Below are 17074 nucleotides of genomic sequence, written 5' to 3'. Positions count from 1 at the left end.
GCACAAAGGCGTTCGCGCGCAAATCCCACAGGAATAATTGGCCCGAAACAAACGTAGGAGCGAGCGCAGCTCGCGATGCGCCGCGCGGGCGGCGCTCGCTCTAACAGGCGCTGCATACCTTGTGGCAAACACCTGTCTGCCCTGATGCAATCCCTGTGGGAGCTGGCTTGCCAGCGATGGGGCCGGTACAGCCACCTTGAACTTCAGCCAGCATTGGCCCGCAACCGAGCCACATCCCGAATGGGCGGCGCGCCGTACAGCCGGCTGTACTCGCGGCTGAACTGCGAAGGGCTTTCATAGCCCACCCGGTAGGCCGCCACCGCCGCCTCGAGCCCGTCGTTGAGCATCAACCGCCGTGCCTCCTGCAGGCGCAGTTGCTTCTGGTACTGCAACGGGCTCATCGAGGTCACCGCCTTGAAGCGGTGGTGCAAGGTCGAGGTGCTGAGGTTGACCTCACGGGCCAGGTCCCCGATACGCAGTGGCTGTTGGTAGTGGTTGTTGAGCCAGGCGATGGCCTGGCAAACCCGGTGGGTCTGGCTGTTCGCCAAGGCGATTTCGTACAGCCGATAACCCTGCGGCCCACGCAACAGGCGGTAGAGGATCTCACGGCGGACCAGTGGCGCCAGCATGGAGATGTCGCGTGGGCTATCCAGCAGGCGCAGCAACCGCAACAGGGCGTCGAGCAACGCCGCATCGGTTTTATCCACGTACAGGCCACGGCCCGATGGCTTGTTGGGCACCAGCATCGGGCCGCTTTCGGCGATCAACTGGCTGATCTCGGCCGGGTCCAGGTCCATGCGCAAACCCAGGCTGGGGTGCTCGGGGCTGGCATCGAGCCGCACGCCGCTCAACGGCAGGGTGACCGAAACCACCATGTAGTGCAGTGGATCGTAGGCATACTGCTCGTCACCCAGAAACAGGCTTTTGCTGCCTTGTGCAAGGATGCACAAGGCCGGTTGCGCCAGGGTGGGGACCGAGCGCACATTCTCGGTGTAGCGCACCAGGTACAGATCCGCGATGGCCGACGCCGGGCCGTGGGGCTCGCCGGCATGGCGGGTAATCAGCTCGGCCAGCTCCAGGCGCTGCAGTTCCAGGGTCGGATCGGTGGGCGTGGCGATGGTCATGATGCTTTCCTCTGCTGACGGTCGCAGCATAGGTTTGGGCAACGGCCGACGCTAGTCGAAAGCTGCACGTCGCTTGCCTGATCCTGCCGCGCCGCAGGATCAGGCAAGCGGCGGGCAGTATTGGCCTAACGGGTTGCGCGGGCGAACTCCTAACCTTGGCAGCCTGGCTTTTTCGTCCGCTTGCTTCAAGGAGATTGTGCAATGGCCCTAAAACAACCGGTCACCCATCTTGCGTTCATTCGTGCCAGCAGCGGGCGCTCGGCGGAGCTTGGCGCGCGCCTGCGTGACCTGCTCGAACCGTCGCTGCGTGCGCCGGGTTGCCTGAGTTTCAGCGTACAGCGTTCGCAGGCCGACGCTGACCTGTGGCTGCTCAGCGGCAGTTGGCAGGACCAACAGGCCATGAGTGGCTATTTTGCGTCGCCCACGCTGGAGGTGTTCGGTGAGCTGGTGCAGGCGCAGGTGGTCAGCAGCCTGGACTTGCATACATTCGACTGACGGCATGGCCCCTCCCACAGCGCGCGCGCTGGCTGGGGTTTGGGTTAACATGCCGGGCCATGATCAAGCAGGCAGAGAGCAACATGGCACGTAGGGAATTCCCGCAGTTCGAAGCGGTGTCGGCGATGGTGCCGGCCGAAGGTGGTGGCTATCACGCGGCCATCGCAGTCAAAGCCCTGGGTATGGGCGGCGCGCCGCGTTTTCACAAGGTGCTCGACGGCCAGGTATTCAAGGGCGCCGTGGCCGCCGACGAAGCGGCCACGGCCGAACTGCAGCGCCTGCAAGGCGTTAGCGCTGAGGGTGAGCTGGTCTGGTGATCAGGCCGGCGGGCGGGCCATCTTGAACAGGTTGCCCAGCTCGAAATAGTCCGCCGGGCCACCACCGCGCAAGATAGGTTCGGCTGCCGCGGTATCGTAAATACCGTTCTTCAGCAGGTGGTCGGCAATGTGCACGGCCACCACTTCCCCAAGAATCAGCCAGCTGGGTACCAGCGCCTGGTCGGCCCGCTTGAGCTGGACGATCTGGCTGACCTTGCACTCGAACGCGACCGGGGTTTCGCCCACGCGCGGCACCTTGACCAGGCTTGACGGTGTGGCGGTGAGGCCGCTCAACTCGAATTCACTGACCTCGGCAGCCACCGGCGCACAGCTCTGGTTCATCTGCTCGGCCAGCGATCGCGTGGCCAGGTTCCAGACGAACTCACCGGTCTGCTCGATATTGTTCAGGCTGTCTTTGCGCCCGACACTGCAGAAACCGATGATTGGCGGGATGTAGTTGAAGGCATTGAAGAAGCTGTAGGGCGCCAGGTTCAAGCGTCCCTCGCGGTCTTGCGAAGAGATCCAGCCGATAGGACGAGGGCCGACGATGGCGTTGAAGGGGTCGTGGGGCAGGCCGTGGCCTTTGGCGGGTTCGTAGTAATACATTGTGCTGGGCTTACTGGCCCTACCTCCTGGTAGACAAGAAGCCTAGTGTGCCAAGCCTTTGCTTGCCTGCAAATGATCAAGCCCGGCAAAAGCCGGGCTGGGCGCTCGCAGCAGGGATCAGCTGATGCGGTTGGCGTTGGTGCGGTCGAAGCCGTCTTCAGCAAAGCGTTGGCCGCCGGTGCGACCGAAGCCGTCTTCAGCGAAGCGTTGGCCACCGGTGCGGTCGAAGCCGTCTTCGGCAAAGCGTTGGCCGCCGGTGCGGTCGAAACCGTCTTCGGCGAAGCGTTGGCCGCCAGTACGATCGAAGCCGTCTTCAGCGTAGCTGGCCGACTGGGTCTGGGCTGCGGCAAAGGTGTGGGCATTGGTCCGGTCGAAACCATCTTCGGCAAAGGCGCCAGTAGCGAAAACCGACAGGGCCAGGGTGAGGATCAGTTTGTTTTTCATGGTCATTGCTCCAGGGTTTTGTGGGTTGTTTGTTTCCGTGACTTAAATATTACGCCCAATATGCTGATTAAAAAGCGCAAATATATGCACTAAATAATCGACTTATTCGATATTTAAGGGTGCTGTAACCGTCGTATAGGCGTTTGCCTGGCCGGGCACGGGTTGGTGCATGCACCCTTCATCAGTCAGCTCGTGAAGGCTGAAGGGTGGCAATTAATAGGTGATTAAGAAGAACACCTGATGCAGATCACCGATGAACGTTTTTTCATCGCTTACCAACCTATTTTTCAGCCCACCAGCACCGTCGGCACCGCGATGTCCGACTTCATGGACCCTACCCTGGGCATGGTCTATGCCACCGGTACGGCCCTGCTGATCGGCATCCTGCCGCTGAGCTTGGGTACCGCTCTGGGCGACTTCCTGACCAAACCTCATGCGAAGGGCGGGCTGGACTTCGGCACGGTCGGTTCATCGGCCGTGCTGGGTGGCGTGCTGCTGGTACTGGTACTGATGGCCGGCTGGTACCAGCGTCGTGAACCGCGTCAGGCGCTGGAAATGTCCTGAATGTTGATGCGGTAACGGGTCAATGCTTTCACGCTTGCCCAGCAAACGGCCTTTCATACCCATCCCATGAGCCGAATAGCTCAGCTAATCGGCTCATGGGGCATTAGGGGGCATAAAAAAGGCGCCCTGCACGTTGGGCGCCCTTGCAGAACGGCCTTACCGCGTCACTCTGTGGTGATACGTGAGTGCTGTTTGGTGTCCTTCATCGTCGCGTATACCAGCAGCGAGCAGGCGATACAGGCGGTGACGTACCAATAGAAGCCGCTTTCCATGCCCGCGCTCTTGAACCACAGCGCCACGTACTCGGCGGTGCCGCCGAAGATCGAAACGGTCAGTGCGTAGGGCAGGCCCACGCCAAGGGCGCGGATTTCGGTCGGGAACAGTTCAGCTTTGACCACCGCGTTGATCGAGGTGTAGCCACTGACGATGATCAGCGCTGCCATGATCAGGAAGAACGCCCCCCACCAGGTCTGGATGGTATGCAGGGTGCTGAGGATCGGCACGGTGAACAGGGTGCCCAGTACACCGAAGGCGATCAGGATCGGGCGCCGGCCGATCTTGTCGGACAGGCCACCGATCACAGGCTGCAGGCACATGAACAGGAACAACGTGGCGGCCGAGATCGTGGTCGAGTCGCTGATGCTCATGCCCACGGTATTGACCAGGTACTTCTGCATGTAGGTGGTGTAGGTGTAGAAGGCCAGGGTACCGCCCATGGTCAGGCCAACCACGGTCATCAGTTCCTTGGGGTGGCGCAGCAGGGTGCGCATCAGGCTTTCCTTGGCTTTTTCCTTCTTGGTGAACGAGGCGGTTTCTTCCATGCCACGGCGCAGGTACAGCGCGACCACGGCGCACAGCGCACCGATCACGAAGGGTACGCGCCAGCCCCAGGCATACAGCTGCTCGGTAGTCAGGGTCTGTTGCAGGACGATCAGCACTGCCAGGGCGATGAGCTGGCCGGAGATGAGGGTCACGTACTGGAAGCTGGAGAAGAAGCCGCGGCGGTCCTTGCTGGCCATTTCGCTGAGGTAGGTCGCCGAGGTGCCGTATTCGCCACCCACCGACAGGCCCTGCATCAGGCGGGCGATGACCAGCAGGACCGGTGCGGCGAAGCCGATGGTTTCATAGCCAGGCGTCAGGGCAATGACCAGCGAGCCGGCGCACATCAGCAGTACCGAGGCCATCAGCGCGGCCTTGCGGCCTTTGCGGTCGGCGTAAAGGCCCATCAGCCAGCCGCCGATCGGGCGCATCAAAAAGCCAACGGCGAAAATCGCGGCGGTGTTGAGCAGTTGTGCAGTGGAGTCGCCGGCCGGGAAGAAGGCCTTGGCGAAATACAGCGAGAATGCGGCGTAGACGTACCAGTCGTACCATTCGACCATGTTGCCGATGGACCCGCTGAAGATCGACTTCAGGCGGCTGGCGGTAGTTTTTTCTGCGGCAGGCGCAGCGGCCGCCCCAGCGGGCAGGGAGGTGGCGTTATCCATCAGGGATACCTTCTCGTTGTTGTTGTGAAGCGCGCCTGGGCGCAGCTGACACGAGCATTTGCAGAAGGTGTGCCAAACCGGGGCGGGCCGACCCAAACCGGGGCAATAGGCCGCTTTGCGGGCACTTCGCCGGCCACGCGCCGGCGAGCCAGGCCCTGAAAGTGCTGTGCATGGGCGGAATTCTGCCTATCGCCGGCCAGTGATAGGCGGAATTCCGCTTATCACTGGCCGGTAAAATCGTCCCGCGACAACCCGTGCCGCTGCATTTTTTCGTTCAGCGTTCGCCGCGGCAGTTGCAACGCCTCCATCACCGCACTGATCGCGCCCCCATGCTGGCGCAACGCTGCACGCAGGCACTGGGCCTCGAACGCTTCCATCTGCTCGCTCAGCGATTGCCCGGCAGGGGCCACCTCGGTACTCGGTGAACCCAGGCCCAATGCGTGCCGCTCTGCCGCATTGGCCAGCTCGCGCACGTTACCCGGCCAGTCATGCGCCAGCAGTTGTGCCAGTTGCGCGCCCGACAGCGGCGGCGCAGTGCGGCCAAGCCGGTCGGCAGCAGCGCGGGCGAAGTGGTCGAACAGCAGCGGAATGTCTTCGCGCCGTTCGCGCAAAGGCGCCAGGCGCAACTCGGCAACGTTCAGGCGGTAGGCAAGGTCTTCACGGAAGCGCCCGGCACGGGCCTCCTCCAGCAAGTCGGGCTTGGTTGCGGCGATGATGCGCAGGTCAACGTTGATACTCTGGTTCGCTCCCAGGCGCTCGAGCTTCTGCTCCTGGATCACCCGCAGCAGTTTGGCCTGCTGGGCCAGCGGCATGCTTTCGATTTCATCGAGAAACACCGTGCCGCCGTTGGCATATTCCAGCTTGCCGACGCGCTTGCCCTGGGCTCCGGTGAAGGCGCCGCTCTCATGGCCGAACAGCTCGGCCTCGAACAATGCCTCAGGAATGGCCGCGCAATTGAGCGCCACGAATGGCTTGGCCGCGCGTGGCCCGAAATCGTGGAGGCAGCGGGCTACACGTTCTTTGCCGCTGCCTGTCTCACCGCGGATCAGCACATTGACCGGCAGGCTGGCCAGGTCCAGCACCTGCCGCCGCAGCAGTTGCAGGCCCTGGGACATGCCCAGCAGCGTGCCTTCCAGGCGTGACTTGAAGTCGGCCTGCTCGTGCAGGCGGCGGTTCTCAAGCACCAACTGGCGTTTTTCCAGAGCCCGCCGCAGGCTGCCCAGCAGATGTTGCGGGGTGAAGGGTTTTTCCAGGAAGTCGTAGGCCCCGTTGCGCATGGCCTCCACGGCCATGGGGACATCGCCGTGGCCGGTCAGCAGGATCACTGGCAGATCGGGGTCGTCCGCCTGCAGGCGTTCGAGCAGCTGCAGGCCACCCATGCCGGGCATGCGCACATCGCTGATGATCACACCCGGGAAGTGCTTCGGCAGCTGGCTCAGGCAGTCTTCGGCGCGGGCAAACAGCTGCACGTTGAAGCCCGACAGGCTCAGCCATTGCTCGACCGCTGTGCGGATACTGGCTTCGTCATCGATAACGATCACTGAATTCAACATGCAGGCTCCAGGTCTTGGGGCAGGGTAAGGCTCAGGCGCGCACCGCCAGACAGGTTCTCGGCCTGCAGCTGGCCGCCGACCTCATGGACGATACCGTAGGAGATCGCCAGGCCAAGGCCCAGCCCTTCGCCCACGGGCTTGGTGGTGAAGAAGGGGTCGAAGACCTTGGCCAGGTCGGCCTCGGCTATGCCGCCACCGGAGTCGAGCACACTCAGGCGCCAGCGTTGGCCATCGGCTTCGATGCGTATTTCCAGGCGCTTGTAGCGTTTGTCGGCCATGGCATCGAGGGCGTTGCGCAACAGGTTGATCAGCACCTGTTCCAGGCGGATGGCATCGCCCCGTACCCAGGCCGGGCGTGCGAGGTACAGCGCGACCTCGACCTCTTCGCTGCGGATACGCGTTTCCAGCAGGTGCAGTGCCTGATCGACCACGGTGGCCAGGTCCAGGCGCTCGCGCAAGCCCATCGGGCTGTTACGGGCGAAGGTCTTGAGGTGACTGGTGAGCGCGGCCATGCGCGTGAGCATCTGCTCCAGCGGCTCGAGTGCCTGCCGCGCTTCGGCAGGCCGGCCATTGTCGAGCAGCAGGCGCACGGTTTCCAGTTGCATGCGCTGGGTTGTCAGCGGTTGGTTGATTTCATGGGCCATGGCCGCCGACATCTGGCCCAGCGCGGCCAGTTTGGCGGATTGCACCAGGCCCTCCTGGGCGGTACGCAGCTCGCGGGTACGTTCCTCGACTTGGCGCTTGAGCTCTTCCCGGCTGCGCTGGCGCAGCCGTGCCAGGCGTAGGCGCTGGCTGATGAACAACGCCGCGAACACCAGGCTCAGCCATACGGCAGCAGCGCCGAGTGCGGCGTTGCGGCCGTCTGCCGCCACCTGCGGCTTGCGCAGCAGGTGCAAGGTCCAGCCCTCGCCTGCCAGCGGCAGGCTTTCCCACAGGTACTCGGCGCTGCCGTCGGGGCCTTGTACGCGGCTAAGGGTGCTGTTGGCAGCGAAGCGCGTGAGCACCTGATGGTGCAGCGGCACCAGCGGCTGCTTGTCGTACTGGCGTGTTTCGGCGAGTTCGGCACGGTCGGCGCCGCTCAGTGGCTGCAGTTCGCGGTAGCGCCAGCCGTCCTGGTTGGCAATGAAGGTGATGCCGCGGGCATCGCTGACCAGCAGGATATCGCTGCCCTGGCGCCATTCGCGTTCCAGCTCCGGGAACTCCAGCTTGACCACCATGGCGCCGAGAAAACGGCCATGTTCGTCGTTGACTGCGCTGGCCAGAAAGTACCCCGGTACCCCGCTGGTCACGCCAACGGCATAGAAGCGGCCCGTACCCTGGCTGCGGGTTTGCTTGAAGTAGGGGCGAAAGCCGTAGTTGGAGCCGACGTAGGTGCTGGGTAGCCGCCAGTTGCTGGCTGCCACGGCCAGGCCGGTGTGGTCGAGCAGTTCGAGGGTCGAAGAGTTGGCCGCACCGTTGATACGTTCGAGCTTGCGGTTCAGGGCGCCTTGCACCGTCTCGCTGACCGGGCCGCGCAGGGCGTCGATCAGTTCCGGGTCGAGCGCCAGCACGGCCGGCAGGGCCCGGTAGCGGTCGATCAGCGTATGCAGGGTATTGGCGTACAAGCCCAGTTGCTGGTGGGCACGTTGTGCGTCGTTTTCCATGGCCTGGCGCTTGGCCTGGTGCATCGCCCAACCGGCACTGAGGGCAGTGCCTAGCAGGATCAGCAGGGTAATCAGCCCCAGCCGCAGGGCGCGAAAGGAAAAGGGCATGGCGCGGATCCGGATCATTGGGGCATCGGGGCTGGCCCCCTACGCGGGCTTGCCCGCCCCCACGTGTGAGTACCTGTGGGAGCGGGCAAGCCCGCGAAAGGGCCGGTACAGGCGACCGTTCAGTTACAGCAATTCAAAGCTCTGCTGCTGCACCGCCTGGGAATCCAGCCCGACCTGGACATTGAATTCCCCGGGCTCGGCAACCCGCTGCAACTGGCCATTGTAGAACTTCAGGTCTTCTTCGCTGATACGGAAGCTCAAGGTGCGCGTCTCACCGGGCTTGAGCATCAGTTTCTGGAAGTTCTTCAGCTCTTTGACCGGGCGGCTCATCGATGCCGAGACATCCTGCAGGTACAACTGCACCACGGTCTCGCCTGCCAGCTTGCCGGTGTTCTTCACCGTGACCTTGGCTTGCAGCGTGTCGCCGCGCTTGAGGTTGTTGGCCGACAGCGTCAGGCCCGACAGCTCGAAGCTGCTGTAGCTCAGGCCGTAGCCGAACGGGTACAGCGGGCCGTTGGGCTCTTCGAAGTACTGCGAGGTGTAGTTGCCGGGTTTGCCTGGCGTGAACGGCCGGCCGATACGGGTGTGGTTGTAGTACATCGGGATCTGCCCGACCGAGCGCGGGAAGGTGATGGCCAGCTTGCCGGACGGGTTGTAGTCACCGAACAGCACGTCGGCAATGGCATTGCCGCCTTCGGTACCGGCGAACCAGGTTTCGAGAATGGCATCGGCCTGTTCACGTTCCCAGCTGATCGACAGCGGGCGGCCGTTCATCAGCACCAGTACCAGTGGCTTGCCGGTCGCCTTCAAGGCCTTGATCAGTTCACGCTGGCTGGCAGGAATCTCCAGGGTGGTGCGGCTCGACGACTCGTGGGACATGCCGCGGGACTCGCCAACCACGGCCACTACCACGTCGGCTTGTTGCGCTGCCTTGACCGCTTCATCGATGAGCACCGCAGCGGGGCGCGGGTCGTCGACGATTTCCGGGGCATCGAAATTGAGGAAGTTCAGGTAATCGAGGATGGCCTTGTCGCCGGTGATGTTGGAGCCTTTGGCGTAGACCAGTTTGGCCTTGCCTTCCAGGGCGCGGCGCAGGCCTTCGCGCACGGTGATGGAATGCGCCGGTTTGCCGTCGGCGGCCCAGCTGCCCATCATGTCGATCGGGGCATCGGCCAGGGGCCCGACCAGCGCGAGGGTGCCGGCTTTTTTCAGCGGCAGGGTCTGGTTGTGGTTTTCCAACAGCACCAGGCTGCGACGCGCCACGTCACGGGCGGCTTCGCGGTGCAGGCGGTCGCTGCCGTAGTAGTCTTTCAGGTCGGTTTCGGCCTTGCCAATGCGCACGTACGGGTCCTTGAACAGGCCCATGTCGTATTTGGCCCCTAACACTTCGCGCACGGCCTGGTCCAGTTCGTGCTGGCTCACCTCGCCAGACTTCAGCAGGCCTGGCAGTTCCTGGCCGTACAGGGTGTCGTTCATGCTCATGTCGATGCCGGCCTTGATAGCCAGCTTGGCGGCTTCGCGGCCATCGCGGGCGACGCCATGGCGGATCAGTTCCTGGATGGCGCCGTGGTCGCTGATGGTCACCCCCTTGAAGCCCCACTCCTTGCGCAGCAGGTCGTTCATCAGCCAGGTGTTGGAGGTGGCCGGCACACCGTTGATCGAGTTCAGCGCCACCATGACGCCCCCGGCACCGGCATCGAGTGCGGCGCGGTAGGGCGGCAAGTAATCGTTGTACATTTTCGGCAGGCTCATATCGACCGTGTTGTAGTCGCGCCCGCCCTCTACTGCACCGTACAACGCAAAGTGCTTGACGATGGCCATGATGCTGTCGGGGTTGGCCGGGCTGCTGCCCTGGAACGAGCGCACCATGACCTGGCCGATCTTCGAGGTCAGGTAGGTATCCTCGCCGAAACCTTCACTGGTGCGGCCCCAGCGGGGGTCGCGGGCAATATCGACCATGGGGGCGAAGGTCATGTCCAGGGCATCGGCCGAGGCTTCGATGGCGGCGGTGCGGCCCACTTTGGCCACCGCGTCCATGTCCCAGGTGGCGGCCATGCCCAGGCCGATCGGGAAGATCGTGCGCTCGCCGTGGACGGTGTCGTAGGCGAAGAACATCGGGATCTTCAGGCGGCTGCGCATGGCCGCATCCTGCATCGGCCGGTTTTCCGGCGCGGTGCGGGAATTGAAGGTACCGCCAATGCGGCCAGCGGCGATTTCCTCGCGAATCTTGTCGCGCGGCATTTCCGGGCCGATGCTGATCAGGCGCAGTTGGCCGATTTTCTCGGCTTCGGTCATCTGGCTGACCAGATGGTCGATGAAGGCCTGCTTGTCTTGCAGGGGCGGGGCGGAGGTGGCGGCGAGGGCCGCCTGACTGGCAAGGCCCATGGCCAGGCCCAGCAAAGACAGTTTCATCATCAGTTCCGTTGTGGGGCCTCTGCCGTATCCAGGGTGGTACGCGCGCGGCCGAAGTTTTCAGGCGGCTATTGTTGTACGATTTGCAGGCAATGCTTCCAGCGGCCGATTATGCCTGAATATGTCACCCGCGGACGAAGCCCCGTATGCCGGGACAACAACTATAAGAAAGCTCAGAGACCGACGGCATGACCCCTTTTGACGAGTATGATCAGCGGCAGATTGCCGAAGCCATAGCCCGTGCCGAGCGGCACACCGACGCCGAACTGGTGACGGTACTGGCGCGGCGTGCCGACGACTATGCGTATTGGCCGCTGCTCTGGGCTGCCGTGCTGGCACTGGCCGTGCCGGGCCTGCTGCAGTGGCTGCTGGGCTGGCCGGGCGTGCGTGGCTTGTTGGTGGCCAACATGCTGCTGTTTGTCGGCTTGTGCCTGCTGCTGCGCAGCCCGCGCCTGGCCGGCTGGCTGATCCCCCGGGTGCTGCGCCGCTGGCGTGCTTCGCGCCTGGCGCACCAGCAATTTCGCGAGCTGAACCTGCAGCGTACGGCGGCTGGCACGGCGGTGCTGATTTTTGTCAGCGAGGCGGAGCGGCATGTGGAAATACTGGTTGACCGCGGCATCGAGCACTGCCTGGATGCCAGCGCTCGGGCGGCACTTGTCACCCGGCTTGCCGAACAGGTGCGCCAGGGGCGGACCCTGCAGGGTTTTGTCGAATGCATCGAGGCCTGCGGCGAGTTACTGAGCGAGCAGGTGCCACCGACCCATGCGCGTAACGAGCTGCCAAACCGCCTGGTGATTCTCGACTGAGGCAGCATGCAGGCGCAATTGGGTGAGGGCAGGCAGTTCGGGGCTGCTGTGCAGCCCATCGCCAGCTCCTATTGAACGATCCATAACTTGTTGAATTAGCCGGGCCCTTGTGGGAGCGGGCGCGCCCGCGAACACCGGCGTCGCCGGTGCCAGCCACCGCGTTGGGCTCTTCGCGGGCTCGCCCGCTCCCACACAGGCCGCGTCGCGCTTGCGGCAGGTGTTTGCCACAAGCTATGCAGCGCCTGGCCTGGCCTGGCCTGGGCGTGACGCGGCCGTGGGTGGCCAAGGTATGCCTGGCCGCACGGCACACGGTAGAATGAGCGTTCCGCTACCCAAGGCCCCTTTGTCCATGCCCGCCAGTCATTCCGCTTCCGCCGCGCCGGACGCACTCGCCCAGTTCCTCGACCTGCTGAACGCTGCCCTGCAGGGCGGCACGTTAAGCAAGCTGGTGGTGGCGCGCCATGTCGGTGCCGACCAGACCCTGCAACGAATCATCGCCAAGCCGCTGTTGGTCAAGGGCCAGCCCTGCCTGTCGCTGGTCTACCGTCACCAGACCCGAGACATCACCCGCAACCTGGCCCTGGACGATGCCTTGACGCTGGTGGCCGAGTTGCTGCCGGGCAGCTTCCGTAACGCCCACCTCTTCGATGCCGACGGCGAAGTACAGCTGACCTTCAGCAAGAAGGGCAAGCCGATGCTTCAGCGTCATGGCGCACAAGCCCCGCGCGAGGCCGCGCCCGCCAGTGGCCATGACCGTGAGAAAAAACGCTACCTGGAGCTGTCGCGCCCATTCCTGCGCGACCTTGGCGTGACCGACGCGCAGGGGGCACTGATCCCGTCCATGTCGCGCAAGTGGAAGCAGATCAACAAGTTCATCGAGGTCTTCGACCACGCCCTGGCCAGCGCCCCGGTGCCGGCACAGCAGGTACTGCGGGTGGCCGACTTTGGCTCGGGCAAGGGCTACCTGACCTTCGCCATGCATGATTACCTGCGCAATACGTTGGGCCGCGAAGCGCAGGTGACCGGGGTTGAACTGCGCCAGGACATGGTCGACCTGTGCAACGCCGCCGCGGTGCGGCTGCAGCATGCGGGCCTGGAGTTCCAGTGTGGTGACGTGCGCAGCGTGGTGCCCGACGCCATCGAGGTGATGATCGCCCTGCATGCCTGTGACATCGCCACCGACTATGCCATCCACACCGGCATCCGCAGCAATGCCGCGATCATCATGTGTTCGCCGTGCTGCCACAAGCAGATCCGCCCGCAACTGCACAGCCCGGGCCTGCTGCAGCCAATGCTGCAATACGGCCTGCACCTGGGCCAGCAGGCCGAAATGCTCACGGACAGCTTGCGGGCGCTGTACTTGGAGGCCTGTGGTTATGAGACCAAGGTATTCGAATTCATCTCCCTGGAGCACACCAACAAGAACAAGATGATTCTTGCGGTGAAGCGGCGCCAGCCGGGCGACAACCGTGCGCTGCTGGAGAAAATCGCCCAGCTCAAGGCGTTCTATGGGGTGCAGGAGCATTGCCTGGAGACGCTGTTGCGGTGCGACGGGCTGCTCTGAGCGGGCGCGTATCCCTACCATCCCTACAGAATTCCTTTGCCCTTGATCGGTAATGCTTGTAGGGCATTTCCTAGCCGTGCCTTTCAAGGAGTTCTCTGATCAGCATTTCTATAGTGTGACGTGCTCAGTAGTCAGTTAGCCAGGTTGTCATTTGACAACCCATGAGCAGTAAGTCCACACTGGAGAAAAGCTGATGGCCCGCCCCAGTCATGCCAGGAAAGAGGTCGAACTGGCCTTGAGGCACGCGGAATCAAAGGGATGGAGAGTTGCGGTAGGCGGGGGACATTGTTGGGGAAAAATGTATTGCCCTTTCAACGATGCCGACTGTCGATGCGGGGAGTATTGCATTACCAGCATATGGAGCACGCCACGTAACGCCGGTAATTTAGCGCGACAGTTGAGGCGTGTGGTTGATCACTGTTCGGCTGACAGGCTGGCAATGTGTACCCCCAAGGAGGAGTAGCGATGGAGTATGAGTTCACTCTCAGGTATCAGCTGAGCGGGAACGAAGATATCGATGCGTTGCTGGAGCGCCTGGCTCAGTACGGATGTGATGATGCATTGGCTGGTGTAGGTCAACCTGGGCGTCTGGCATTGGCATTCACTCGCCAGGCGACATCTGCCAGGCAGGCCATCGAGAGCGCATTGAGTGATGTTGCCAGAGCGGTTCCAGGCGCTCGCCTGATCGAAGCGACCCCCGATCTGGTTGGGCTCAGCGATGTGGCGGAACTCATCGGTGTATCTCGGCAGAACATGCGCAAATTGATGCTCGCCCATGCGGGTAGCTTCCCAGTACCCGTGCATGATGGCAGCACCGCTCTGTGGCACCTGGCCGATGTGTTGCCATGGCTGCAGGCGCGAGGGAGCTACCCGATCGGCAAGAGCACGTTGGAGCTTGCGCGCATGGCAATGGCCGTTAACGTGTCCAAAGCATACGAACGCGTGCTCGGCGAGCCAGACCTGGCCCCTTCAACAGGCGCCTGAGGCTGGCCTCAACCTCGGGTGGCCACGGCTTCGATAGACAGCGATGCCTGCCCCAGCGGATGGGTCGTGGCATCGAAGAAGTGCAGTGACGTGCCCGGCATGGCGCCCAGGCGATCGACGAAATGCTGCTTCTGGTTGATCACCGACGCTTCACTCAACGGCCGAATGGCGATCGCCAGGTGCTTGGGCCCGGCCATTCGAATGGCGTCGAGCAGGTGCTGGTCAGTGCTGTCCAGGTGCTGCCCGAACAGGCACAGGCCACGGTGTTCCTGGGCCAGCTGCCCCAGGCACCAGCTCAGGTAGTCCGAGTGGCGGATGGCGCGCAGTTTCTCGTCGCTGCGGTCTTCATTGACGAACAGCGGCACCTCACCGGGAATGTTCACGGCAAAACCTTCCAGCAGCTCGGCGCTCTCGGCGCTGCGTTGACGGGTGGTGCCGTCGGGTTGCTTGAGCAGGTGCAAGCCACCGTGCAGGTGCATCACCCGGGTACCCTCGCTGCTGCGCCGGCGCACATCAAAGTAACCCTGCTCGTCGAACAGGTCGGCGAAGCCCTGAGGGGCATGTTGCAGGGCCCAAGGCAGCAGCAGGTCGTAGTTGCTGGTGTAGACGCTGCGATAGCCACGCAAGGCCTGATTGAGCACGGCCAGGGTTGCCGGAGGCATCAGCCGCCAGGGCAGATGCACGGTGCGCACGGCGTGGATCAGCGCTTCCTTGATCGAGTAATAGCGGTTGAGCGGCGCAGTGGAGTTGATGGCGAGCGCAGCATTGGCGCGCACGGTGGTGTTGAGCGCGCTGAGCACCGGTTCGAACAGCTCCGTGCCCAAGGACTTGAACAGGGCCTGGTCGCTGATCGCCAGGCCTTTCTTGCGACCGGCGCGTTGCGCCTCCTCGAACAGCGAGAAATAGCCGAACGGCTTCCACACTGCGCGGCTGGCGCCGTTACCCAGCAGCAGGGCATCGCAGGGGTGGCGGGCGGCAAGTTCCGGCCAGGGCAGGAGTGGGGCGTCGAGTGCAGGCATGCTGGGTCCATTGGTGGTGCGGGCGCGGGGCGACTTTAGCATGTCAGGCGGGGGCAAGGGGTATCAACCCTGCCTGGCCGTCGGCACGCTGCGCTTACGGTTACGCCATACCCGGTAGGCCCGGATGCCGGCGCGCACCGAACCGAACAGCAATTTGTCCTCCATCTCGCGCGCCATGCCCGAGCGCACCAGCATGCGCAGGAAGCTGCCGCGGGCACGGGCGATGGCGAAGAAAATGCCCTGCGCGGCCAGGGTGTCGCGCACTTCACGCAATGCGGCCATGCCGCTGACATCGATACTGGTCACGGCCTCGGCATCGAACAACACGGCCTTGGGCTGGGCCTCGCCTTGCACCGCCTCGAGAAGGCGCATCTTGAAGTAGTCGGCATTGAAGAACAGGATTGCGTCGTCAAAACGGTAGACCACCAGGCCGGGCACCGTCCGCGCATCCTTGAACTTGCGAATGTCGACCTGGCCTTCGGTGCCCGGCAGCCAGCCGAGCACGGCGTCGGTAGGCTGGTAGATGCTGTACAGCAGGCGCAGTATCGCCAAGGTCACGGCAAACACGATGCCGGGCAGCACGCCCAGCCCCAGCACCCCCACGGTGGTCAGCAGGCACAGCCAGAATTCGAAACGGCTCAGGCGCCGAATGTGGCCCAATGACTTGATATCGATCAGCCCCCAGCCAGCCATCAGCAGCACCGCGCCCAGCGCGGCCTGAGGGATCCACGCCATGGGCGCGGTGAAAAACAGCAGGATCAAGGCGATTACCAGGGCGGCGACGATGCCGACCAGCTGGCTTTTGCCCCCGACCATGTCGTTGACAGCGGTGCGCGAATCGGCACCGCTGATGGCAAAACCCTGGGAAACCCCGGCGGCCAGATTGCTCACGCCCAACGCCACGAACTCGTGGTTGGCGTTGATGGCGTAGCCATGCCGGGCAGCAAAACTGCGTGCGGTGAGCATGGCGCTGCAGAAACTGACCGTGGCGATACCCAGGGCGTCGCGCAGCAGGCTTTTCATTTCTGCCAGGTTGCTGTGTGGCCAGGCCAGTTGCGGGATGCCGGCCGGCACCGGGCCGAGGATGGCGACGCCGAAGCGGTCGAGGCCGAACAGACCCGCCAGCAGCATGAACAGCGCCACCACCGTTAGCGCGGCCGGCAGGCGCGGGTAGCGGCGTGGCAGCCAGATCAGCAGGCCTAGGGCGGCCAGGCCGATGCACAACGTCAACCCGTGAATTTCGCCCAGGCGTTGGAGGAAGTTGATCAGGCTGAGGATGAAACCGTCGCCCTCGATGCTGAACCCCACCACCTTGGACAACTGCCCGGCGATCAGGCTCAGGCCGATACCGTTGAGGTAGCCGATCAGAATCGGGCGCGAGAAGAAGCTGGCGATGAACCCGGCCCGCGCCAGGCCAGCGGCAATCAGCATGACCCCGACCAGTACGGTGACGATGACCGACAGCTCGGCAGTGCGTTGCGGGTCGCCCAAGGCCAGCGGCGCCACGGCCCCGGCAATCATGGCGCAGGTAGCCGCGTCGGGGCCGACCATCAACTGGCGCGAGCTCCCGATCAGCGCATAGACCATCATCGGCAGCACACAGGCGTACAGGCCGTACTGCGGCGGCAGGCCCACGATCTGGGCGTAGGCGATGGCAATCGGGATCTGGATGGCTGCCACCGACAGCCCTGCCTGCAGGTCGGCGTGCAGCCATTCGCGGCGGTAGTGCAGCAGGTTGGCAAGGCCCGGTAGCCAGCGGGAGAGCAACATGCGTCGTCCTTTCGAAATGTTTCACGAAACCCTGGGCGCATTGAAACGGATCGACAGGCAATTGGCCATGCTGCTGATCATCGAAAGCAGCAGATCGAAGCGATTGGCAGAAACGAAAAAAGGAGCGAACGCTCCTTTTGACAGCGATGACGTTGCCGGAACGCCATGCGGGGGAATGTAA

General features: G+C 63.5%; 17 protein-coding genes. 8 read left to right on the top strand and 9 right to left on the bottom strand.

Translation table 11 applies throughout. The annotated features are described in order from the left end of the window. Positions 1-203 precede the first annotated feature (203 nt). Entirely contained in the window at positions 204-1124 is a 921-nt protein-coding gene (locus tag QME24_RS15910; protein WP_054905634.1) for an AraC family transcriptional regulator, read from the bottom strand. Between the two features lie 201 nt (positions 1125-1325). Here QME24_RS15910 and QME24_RS15905 point away from each other — a divergent pair, with 201 nt between their 5' ends. Both QME24_RS15905 and QME24_RS15900 read left to right on the top strand, forming a co-directional pair. Continuing rightward, positions 1326-1619 carry an antibiotic biosynthesis monooxygenase family protein gene (locus tag QME24_RS15905; RefSeq protein ID WP_054905633.1) on the top strand — a complete coding sequence of 98 codons (294 nt, stop codon included), beginning with the start codon at positions 1326-1328 and terminating at the stop codon, positions 1617-1619. Positions 1620-1678: 59 nt separating this feature from the next. Then, positions 1679-1936 (top strand): hypothetical protein, encoded by a 258-nt coding sequence (locus QME24_RS15900; RefSeq protein WP_009683090.1) that lies wholly within the window; start codon positions 1679-1681, stop codon positions 1934-1936. On the opposite strand, the gene QME24_RS15895 is transcribed toward QME24_RS15900, so the two are convergent. Next, complete coding sequence (locus tag QME24_RS15895; RefSeq protein ID WP_009683089.1) at positions 1937-2542, bottom strand: flavin reductase family protein; 606 nt, start codon at positions 2540-2542, stop codon at positions 1937-1939. Positions 2543-2659: 117 nt separating this feature from the next. Then, entirely contained in the window at positions 2660-2986 is a 327-nt protein-coding gene (locus QME24_RS15890) for a hypothetical protein (protein ID WP_280091889.1), read from the bottom strand. Between the two features lie 240 nt (positions 2987-3226). Here QME24_RS15890 and QME24_RS15885 point away from each other — a divergent pair, with 240 nt between their 5' ends. After that, the gene (locus QME24_RS15885; RefSeq protein WP_054905631.1) at positions 3227-3550 is read left to right on the top strand and encodes a hypothetical protein; all 324 of its coding nucleotides are present in this window, start codon (positions 3227-3229) and stop codon (positions 3548-3550) included. Between the two features lie 164 nt (positions 3551-3714). Here the strand turns inward: QME24_RS15885 and QME24_RS15880 are convergent, their stop codons facing one another. From QME24_RS15880 to bglX, 4 genes are all read right to left on the bottom strand, one after another. Then, positions 3715-5034, bottom strand: coding sequence for an MFS transporter (locus QME24_RS15880; protein WP_009683086.1), 1320 nt, complete (start codon positions 5032-5034; stop codon positions 3715-3717). A 221-nt stretch (positions 5035-5255) separates the two neighbouring features. After that, entirely contained in the window at positions 5256-6587 is a 1332-nt protein-coding gene (locus QME24_RS15875) for a sigma-54 dependent transcriptional regulator (protein WP_054905630.1), read from the bottom strand. Continuing rightward, a complete protein-coding gene (locus QME24_RS15870) occupies positions 6581-8338 on the bottom strand; it encodes an ATP-binding protein (protein ID WP_054905629.1) in 1758 nt (585 codons plus the stop codon). The genes QME24_RS15875 and QME24_RS15870 overlap by 7 nt, the downstream gene beginning before the upstream one ends. Before the next feature lie 123 nt (positions 8339-8461). After that, positions 8462-10753 carry a beta-glucosidase BglX gene (gene bglX, locus QME24_RS15865; RefSeq protein WP_054905628.1) on the bottom strand — a complete coding sequence of 764 codons (2292 nt, stop codon included), beginning with the start codon at positions 10751-10753 and terminating at the stop codon, positions 8462-8464. A gap of 185 nt (positions 10754-10938) precedes the next feature. On the opposite strand from bglX, the gene QME24_RS15860 reads away from it, so the two are divergent. From QME24_RS15860 to QME24_RS15845, 4 genes are all read left to right on the top strand, one after another. Next, complete coding sequence (locus QME24_RS15860) at positions 10939-11556, top strand: TPM domain-containing protein (protein WP_192440859.1); 618 nt, start codon at positions 10939-10941, stop codon at positions 11554-11556. Between the two features lie 349 nt (positions 11557-11905). After that, the gene (locus QME24_RS15855; RefSeq protein WP_280091838.1) at positions 11906-13120 is read left to right on the top strand and encodes an SAM-dependent methyltransferase; all 1215 of its coding nucleotides are present in this window, start codon (positions 11906-11908) and stop codon (positions 13118-13120) included. Positions 13121-13313: 193 nt separating this feature from the next. Next, complete coding sequence (locus QME24_RS15850) at positions 13314-13583, top strand: hypothetical protein (RefSeq protein ID WP_082416127.1); 270 nt, start codon at positions 13314-13316, stop codon at positions 13581-13583. A gap of 2 nt (positions 13584-13585) precedes the next feature. Next, positions 13586-14104: a hypothetical protein gene (locus QME24_RS15845; protein ID WP_054912184.1), complete on the top strand. Its 519-nt coding sequence runs from the start codon at positions 13586-13588 to the stop codon at positions 14102-14104. An 8-nt stretch (positions 14105-14112) separates the two neighbouring features. Here QME24_RS15845 and QME24_RS15840 read toward each other — a convergent pair whose 3' ends face one another. Next, the gene (locus tag QME24_RS15840) at positions 14113-15123 is read right to left on the bottom strand and encodes a DUF4917 family protein (RefSeq protein ID WP_009683075.1); all 1011 of its coding nucleotides are present in this window, start codon (positions 15121-15123) and stop codon (positions 14113-14115) included. 63 nt (positions 15124-15186) lie between these two features. After that, positions 15187-16893, bottom strand: coding sequence for a SulP family inorganic anion transporter (locus QME24_RS15835; RefSeq protein ID WP_115294658.1), 1707 nt, complete (start codon positions 16891-16893; stop codon positions 15187-15189). Between QME24_RS15835 and QME24_RS15830 the strand changes: the two genes are divergently transcribed. Next, the gene (locus tag QME24_RS15830) at positions 16892-17074 is read left to right on the top strand and encodes a hypothetical protein (protein ID WP_009683073.1); all 183 of its coding nucleotides are present in this window, start codon (positions 16892-16894) and stop codon (positions 17072-17074) included. The two genes, QME24_RS15835 and QME24_RS15830, sit on opposite strands and share 2 nt — an antisense overlap.

The organism is Pseudomonas sp. PARCl1 (assembly GCF_947311875.1).
GTDB lineage: Bacteria > Pseudomonadota > Gammaproteobacteria > Pseudomonadales > Pseudomonadaceae > Aquipseudomonas > Aquipseudomonas juntendi.
This window is presented reverse-complemented; position numbering and strand designations above follow the sequence as displayed.